At 29.5% G+C, this 5,210-nt stretch carries 6 protein-coding genes and 1 pseudogene; 5 read left to right on the plus strand and 2 right to left on the minus strand.

Annotation, left to right across the window (positions count from 1 at the left end):
- Window positions 1-289: 289 nt before the first annotated feature.
- Window positions 290-1,120: a DUF5694 domain-containing protein gene (locus HX088_RS13585; protein WP_286484436.1), complete on the plus strand. Its 831-nt coding sequence runs from the start codon at window positions 290-292 to the stop codon at window positions 1,118-1,120.
- A 151-nt stretch (window positions 1,121-1,271) separates the two neighbouring features.
- Here HX088_RS13585 and HX088_RS13590 read toward each other — a convergent pair.
- Window positions 1,272-1,592 (minus strand): annotated as a pseudogene (locus tag HX088_RS13590) (transposase); the annotation flags it as partial.
- A 418-nt stretch (window positions 1,593-2,010) separates the two neighbouring features.
- On the opposite strand from HX088_RS13590, the gene HX088_RS13595 reads away from it, so the two are divergent.
- Window positions 2,011-2,487: a hypothetical protein gene (locus tag HX088_RS13595; protein ID WP_286484438.1), complete on the plus strand. Its 477-nt coding sequence runs from the start codon at window positions 2,011-2,013 to the stop codon at window positions 2,485-2,487.
- A complete protein-coding gene (locus tag HX088_RS13600) occupies window positions 2,488-3,315 on the plus strand; it encodes a DarT ssDNA thymidine ADP-ribosyltransferase family protein (RefSeq protein ID WP_286484439.1) in 828 nt (275 codons plus the stop codon).
- Between the two features lie 286 nt (window positions 3,316-3,601).
- Here the strand turns inward: HX088_RS13600 and HX088_RS13605 are convergent, their stop codons facing one another.
- A complete protein-coding gene (locus HX088_RS13605; protein ID WP_286484440.1) occupies window positions 3,602-3,946 on the minus strand; it encodes a hypothetical protein in 345 nt (114 codons plus the stop codon).
- A gap of 320 nt (window positions 3,947-4,266) precedes the next feature.
- Here HX088_RS13605 and HX088_RS13610 point away from each other — a divergent pair, with 320 nt between their 5' ends.
- Entirely contained in the window at window positions 4,267-4,515 is a 249-nt protein-coding gene (locus HX088_RS13610) for a type II toxin-antitoxin system ParD family antitoxin (RefSeq protein ID WP_171624019.1), read from the plus strand.
- Window positions 4,515-4,814 carry a type II toxin-antitoxin system RelE/ParE family toxin gene (locus HX088_RS13615; protein WP_284584129.1) on the plus strand — a complete coding sequence of 100 codons (300 nt, stop codon included), beginning with the start codon at window positions 4,515-4,517 and terminating at the stop codon, window positions 4,812-4,814. The genes HX088_RS13610 and HX088_RS13615 overlap by 1 nt, the downstream gene beginning before the upstream one ends.
- The last annotated feature ends 396 nt before the right edge of the window (window positions 4,815-5,210 follow it).

The raw sequence follows: 5,210 nt of genomic DNA on the forward strand, positions 1-5,210 counted from the left end.
GGGGTAAATTCTTTTCGTCCTTGCATACTACAAGATCCGAATTTTTTTTATTTTTGAGTTGTGCAACAATCACATAGGTTTTGCAAAATGCGGGGTTAAAGTCTAAGTTGAACTATTTTAGATATTTATCCGCAAATTGGCTTTTCATATTGCTTTTTTTTACTAATTTAACAATTTGAAAAAGCCATTTGCTTCGTTTCTGAATTCTTGAACTTTTGGTTCTTCGAATTCCCGCACTTCGCAAAGCCTTTTTCCGTCCGTTAGCTGACATTTTAAAACAAAACTATAAATGAAACAAATTCTCTTAATAATTTTCTCAATTATTTCTATAACAACTTTTGCACAAAAAAAAAATAAAATCGTAACATTAGGCTCGTTTCATTTCCATTTAGTAAAACCGCAATTCGGAATTGACTTCGATATAAATGACGAAGAAAAGCAAACAGAACTCAACAAAATCGCTGAAGAAATTGCAAAGTTTAATCCAACAAAAATTTTCGTTGAGTGGGATTATTCAAAGCAAAAAGAACTTGATGAATTATATAGTTTATACTTAAAAGACAAGACTTTTGAACTTATTAAAAACAAGTATGGTAAAAATGAAACGATGTATTTTGAGAGTGAATTACAACAATTAGGCTTTAGGATTGCAAATAAATTAGGACATAAAAAACTCTATGCTTTTGATTATTTACTTCCAGAACCAAATGACACAATTATGAGTTCTATTCAGAAGAATAATCAAATAGAATTGATGAACGAAATTCAACAAGAATTTGGAGAATATGGACAAAAAATTATTTCAAAATTCCAAACAACAAAATCTATAAAGGACCTTCTGTTTTTCTTCAACTCAAAAGAGTTGGACAAGCAATTGAATAGTGGATATATTTCGCTGTTTAATAAAATTGGAACAACAGAGGATTTTTCAGGAGCGTTTTTTGTATCCGAAAGGTACAGACGAAATCTCTATATGTACTCATTAATCCAAAAACAAATCGAAAAAAAAGACGAAAGAATACTTGTTATTGTTGGTGCTCAACATTCAGCAGGATTTAAAGAGTTTATAACAAGCGATAGAAATATTGAGCAAATAGAACTGAATACAATACTTAAATAGAAAATGTCAGCCAACATCGATAACTGTTGCAGAACTCCAATTTTTATAAAAATTTAAAATATTTGACCTCGTTTAAGTCTTTTTAAGCGAGGTTTATTTTTTGGAAAAACATACTGAATTGTAATATCAGGTTTGCTTAAAAACGCACTTTTTAAGTAGTGAAGGAGCACTTTTGTAAAAAGCTGTATTTCCCTTGTTTTAGGGAAACAACTTGGGCTAAAACACTCGGGATTTTGAAAATAAAGCGCAGGTATTTCTTCAAGTTGTAAGATAAACTTGACATCAAAACGTGTTTATTGGCTTGTGCCATTCCTCTGCTGTTGATTCGTTTCATATTAAAAAAGTTAATCAACGTTCCTAAAACGGGTTCTACTGTAGCACTTCGTCGTTTTACTAACCTGCGGTGATATGCTTTGTTTTGGGTGAGTTTTTCGTGCATTTTATCGTACAAAGGTTTGTGAATTCTATCTTGACCTTGAGTGCCGTAATATTTTTGAGTGGATTTGTACAGAAAATGTAAATCTAATGCTTGATTTACACGGCGATAAAAGTTATCGGGTGGAACTAACCGCTCTAAACTTAGTTCGTAAAATAATTGTGGGGTAAATTCTTTTCATCCTTGCATACAACAAGATCCGAATTTTTTTTTATTTTTGAGTTGTGCAACAAGCACATCGGTTTTGCGAAATGGCGGATAAAGGGAAATATTGAAAGTTTGTGCATTTTTATCCCCAACAGCTTTTTATATTTTCTTTTTTCTTATTTTAGTAAATAAAAAAGCTGTTGCTCAAATTAGTGTGAAATTGAAAGTTCATGGTTTGTAATCCGCCACTATCGCAAAGCCCCGAAACGTTGTGCGTAATTCTATCCAAAAACATAAAAAATAAAATATGATAACATTTTTAATTATTACAGGAGTTGTAATTGTGATTATATTCATTCTGAATTCAGTTAAAGTTAAAGAAAAACCTAAAACAATTATGGATGAATTAAAACAAGATCCTCAATTTAATAAGTTGAATGATTTATTTGAAGTAATGAAGACTATGAACACAGAAAATTTAGAAGTAGATGTTCATCCAGACGGATATGGGGAATTTGGACATGATATTACAAATCCAATTCCTACGAACACACCTCTAGGAAGTATTGCTTATCTTGGAGCATTAAAAACATTAGATGGTTTTAAAATTCAATATGAACGTTTAGGCTCGACAATTGCACCGAATATTGATTATCCCGTAAATATTTATGACATTTTCAAAAACGATGAAAAGATTGCTACTTTATATCTCACAACACGAAATAAGAAAAATTCAGAGAAAGCACCAAAAGGATTTAAACTTTCTGCAATTTCAGGAATATAAATGAATAAGGTTGAAGTTATATCAGAATTTATCGCAATATTTATTGTCAATTTTGTGATTTTTTTGCTTGCAAAGTTTTTTACTGAAATTTCTATTATTCAATGTTTCTTATATTCAATAATAAACTCAATTTGGATGATGTTTTTATTGTTGCCACTTTTAAAAAAGACTGAGAAAAAAAGGAACAACGAAAGTTTCAAAAAAGGAATACAAGACTATGTTTCAAAGTTTGAAGAAAATCAAAAAATTATTAATCAAAAATTTGAAGAAGAAGACAAAGAAATTGAAAAATTAAATAGAATTAATAAATATGATTGGAAATTATTTAGAAAATATTTGAGAGATAATGGAATTACAAAATTGTATCATTTCACTGATAAATCAAACTTAAATTCTATAAAATCAAATGGAGGAATTTTTTCTTGGAAATATTGTGATGAAAATAATATAATAATTAATAAACCAGGGGGAAATCAACTGTCAAGAGATTTGGACTCTCGAAAAAATTTAGAAAATTATGCAAGATTATCATTTGTGAAAGAGCATCCGATGCTTTTTAATGCAATAAATGATGGTAGAATTACAAATCCAATAATTTTAGAAATTGATATTGAGGTAATATTTTTAAAAGAAACTCTTTTTTCAAACAAGAACGCCAATAGCAATAATGCGAAAATTGGTAAAGACTTTGTTTCATTAGCTGATATTAATTTGAAAATAATAAATGAGGATTATAAATCGCTTTCAGAAAGTATAAAAGAATATTTCCAATCAGAAGTTTTGATAAAAGAGAAAATTGATATTAAATACATAACAAATCTACCATAATCAAAAGAACTGCGTACAACATCGGTAACTGTTGCACAACTCCAATTTTTATAAAAATTTAAAATATTTGACCTCGTTTAAGCCATTTTAAGCGAGGTTTATTTTTAGAGAAATATGCTAAATTGTAATATCAGGTTTGCTTAAAACTCAACTTTTTAAGTCGTGAAGGAGTAATTTTGTAAAAAGCTGTATTTCCCTTGTTTTAGGGAAACAACTTGGGCTAAAACACTCGGGGTTTTGAAAATAAAACGTAGATATTTCTTCAAGTTGTAAGATAAACTTGACATCAAAACGTGTTTATTGGCTTGTGCCATTCCTCTGCTGTGTTGATTCGTTTTAGGTTAAAAAAGTTAATCAACGTTCCTAAAACGGGTTCTACTGTAGCACTTCGACGTTTAACTAACCTGCGGTGATACGCTCTGTTTTGGGTGAGTTTTTCGTGCATTTTATCGTACAAAGGTTTGTTAATACTCTCTTGACTTTGGCTGTCGTAATATTTTTGAGTGGATTTGTACAAAAAATGTAAATCTAATGCTTGATTTACACGGCGATAAAAGTTATCGGGTGGAACTAACCTTTCTAAACTTAGTTCGTAAAATAATTGTGGGGTAAATTCTTCTCGTCCTTGCATACTACAAGATCCGAATTTTTTTTATTTTTGAGTTGTGCAACAAGCACATAGGTTTTGCAAAATGCGGGGTTTAGTCTTGATTGAAATTTCGTCAAAATATTTCGCAACTGCTTTTCATATTGTTTTTTACTTAAATTAGACAATCTGAAAAAGTATTTACTTCGTTTCTGAATTCTTGAACTTTTGGTTCTTCGAATTCCCGTACTTCGCAAAGCCTTTTTCCGTTATCTGCAACCAGATTTGACAAGTTTTCCGCAAATAAATTTTGAATAAATACCAAAACTTGGTATATTTGATTTTGAAATTTAAATCAAATGGTTATGGCAAAAAATACTTCGATTTTATTGGGCGATTATTTCGACAATTTTATCAATTCACAAATAAAAACTGGAAAATATTCTTCGGCAAGTGAAGTTGTAAGAGCTGCTTTAAGAATGTTTGAGCATGAAGAAACAAAGAAAACTGAATTAATTAAAGAATTAAAAAAAGGAGAAAAATCTGGTTTTTCTTCAGATTTTAATCGAGAATCATTCAAACAAAATTTACATCAAAAATATTCTGCTAAATAATGAATTACAAAATCAGTAAGCAAGCTGAAATTGATTTAGAAAATATTTGGCTTTATACTTTTGAAGAATGGTCTTTGGAACAAGCTGATTATTATCTTGATTTAATAATAGATGAAATTGAATATATTTCTGAAAACCCAAAAACAGGGAAAGATTACAATGATGTTAGAAAAGGATATTTTAGATCTAGAGTAAAATCACATTTCATTTTTTACAGAATTAATATAAAGGAAGAAATTGTGGAAATTATTAGAATTTTACATCAACAAATGGATATTGAATCTCATATTAATGAATAATTAACCGTAATTCTGGCTGTAGCTAACAAGGGTAACTATTGCACAACTCCAATTTTTATTTCAGTTAGACAAAAAAACAAAGAATTGAGCTACATTGGAAACGATGAATAAAAAACTACCACTAACTACTAATCTTCCTTCTTGCCCGGAGGGGAGAAAGTAAAAACCTGTTGAGGAACCTGTAATTAGAACTACCATATACTATATAGCTAAAGTTTAGCTCGACTTTATTATTTAGTGACAGAATTTCCCAGAGCTACTAATTATAAAGCACAACATCTACTCATTTTCTGTAGTAAAAACGATGTTTTCGGGTCTAAAATCTACTATCTAGTTTCTCAAATCTAAAATTCTCAAAAAATATTTCCCGTCATAACAGTTAGTTAGGGATATAAA

Origin of the sequence: Empedobacter sp. 225-1, from assembly GCF_030328185.1 — a bacterium.
Taxonomy (GTDB): domain Bacteria; phylum Bacteroidota; class Bacteroidia; order Flavobacteriales; family Weeksellaceae; genus Empedobacter; species Empedobacter stercoris.